At 68.3% G+C, this 2,063-nt stretch carries 1 protein-coding gene; it reads right to left on the reverse strand.

From position 1 onward, the window contains the following. Nucleotides 1-603: 603 nt before the first annotated feature. Nucleotides 604-1,878 (reverse strand): HNH endonuclease signature motif containing protein, encoded by a 1,275-nt coding sequence (locus ABZ914_RS50595; protein WP_500201711.1) that lies wholly within the window; start codon nt 1,876-1,878, stop codon nt 604-606. Nucleotides 1,879-2,063: the final 185 nt, after the last annotated feature.

A 2,063-nucleotide genomic window follows, 5' to 3' on the forward strand; every position in this document is an offset into this window, starting at 1 on the left:
CACCCCACCACCCCCCTCCGTCAGGTACCAAGAGGCAGCAAGGAGGCAAGGGCAGGGCACCAGCAGTTCCCCAACACCATCACCAGATCCCTCGGCGGAAAGGCCCAGAACTTCCTTCGCGGGAGGCAGCGGCCACTCACAACACGCCATGGCTGCTAAAGCATCCGATCACTCTGGCCGTTGGGGCTGCGGGAACGCGCGATGCGGCTGCCATAGGGCGTTGACCGCTGAAGCGGTATCGCGCAAGTCGTCCCGATATCGCGCTGTCAGGGTGCATGCGGCATGCAGGCCGACTGGATCGCCCGTCATCGGAATGGATGCGGGCGCACATCGGCGCAGGGCGTGGCGGGCGCTTATGTTGCTAGCAACGGGGCGGTGATGCGGCTCGGTCCAGTGGGAACCGGGTTGACCGATGCCGCAGGGCGGCGTAGTGAACGGGTGGGCTGGGGCCTCCGCTAAACGCCGTCTGGAGAGGACAGGCGCAGCCGGTGTGGGACGGTCGCCTGTGGTGCGGGCATGCCGGGGCCGCCCGTCATCAGTGTGGATGCGGGCGGACCGGCACAGGGCATGGCCGAGCGCGGCGGTATTGCGGGAGTGGTGCGGTTATGCGGCCCAGTCGAGCGCGGAGCTATCGGGTGGGCCGATGCTTCCCGGCGGCCCGGTCCCGGTTCTGGCTCGGCCGTCGGCCGGAGGCAGGAGCCGGTAGACGTATCGCCCATCCTGATCCTTGGTGATCTGGATCTGGTCGGGGCGACTGTGCTTGAAGCGGTTGTGCCATCCGCAGGCGAGTGCGAGTTGGTCGATGTCGGTGGGCGATCGTCCGAGCGCCCAGCCGTGCACGTGGTCCACTTCGCACAGTGTCCCGGGCACTTCGCAGCCTCGCACCGCGCACGAGGGGTAGAGCGTCTCCAGCACCTGTCGTTGTGCTGCGGAGGCGAACCGTTCCCGGTAGCCCAGGTAGAGCGGAGTGTTTCCGCGTCCGAGGAGGAGGGGTGACACTCCGGCGGCCAGCGCGATGCGGCGGGCTTGTGCGGCGGGGATGGGGGTGCCGTCGGTGAGGCGGGCGGGGGCGTTGCCCCCAGTCAGCGTCTCCAGGTCGCAGATCACGGTGACCTTCGATGCCTTGTGCCCACCCGACAGGACGCTCGACAGCGCCGCCGCCGTGCGTTCGGCGAGGTCACGACGGTCGTCGGGCCCGGCCGGCTTGGCCAGCGGAGCGAGCGTGCCGTCCCAGATCGCGGCGTCTTCGGGGTTCAGCCACCCCTTGACGTACCGGCCGCCGTCCAGCGAACGGGTGGTGGTGAGCCACGACTTGTCGTAGCCGCGCTTGGTGTCCTCGTCGGGGGCGTTCTCGGTGTCATCGCGTTCGGCGATGAGGTCGCGGATGCGGCGGCCGAACGCGGCGACCTTCCCGGCCGAGAAGCCCTGGTCGACGAAGCCCAGCAGGGTCGTCTCGGCCTCGGCGCAGTCGGTGTCGTCCAGGCGGGCGACCGAGTCGGCGACGGTGGCCGCGTAGCCGTAGGACAGCTCCCCGGCCGCCAGCTGTGCGCAGACCTCCGGTAGGCGGTGGCTCTGCCGGGCGAGGGTGAGGCGCTCCTTGGCTCGGCTGTCGCGCATGCCCAAACTCGACCGCAGCCACGCTTGGGTGGAGGGATATCCCCACCGGGCCTGCTCTCCGCAGGCGTCGACTCGGCCGATGAATCCGGCGAGCGCGCTTTCCTGCATATCGGACGCGGCCACGAGGGTTTCGGTGAGTTCCAAGCATGCGGCCGCTGATTCTGGGGCTTCTCGTGATGCGAGTTCAGTGGCGATGGTTGATAGCGCGTTCACCAGTTCCATGGTGGACGCGGCCTCAAGCTCGACCGTCACTGATTGCATACGTAAATAGTACCCTGCGTGACCGACATTCGATGCCGTTCAAGGGCGTTCAGGCCACATTCTTCTCGGTATTTTTTCGGCGGGAAAGGCGGCCCGGGCCTCGTGTCCTGTTGCCGCTCTTCGCGCCTCACGCAAGGGCGATTCGTCCCTGACGGAGGGGGGTGGTGGGGTGGCGCGACCCGGGG

The organism is Spirillospora sp. NPDC046719 (assembly GCF_040645715.1).
Lineage (GTDB): Bacteria > Actinomycetota > Actinomycetes > Streptosporangiales > Streptosporangiaceae > Spirillospora.

Bases quoted from the DNA above. Each gene is read 5' to 3' on its own strand.
- ABZ914_RS50595 (WP_500201711.1), bottom strand. From the start codon at position 1,878: ATGCAATCAGTGACGGTCGAGCTTGAGGCCGCGTCCACCATGGAACTG.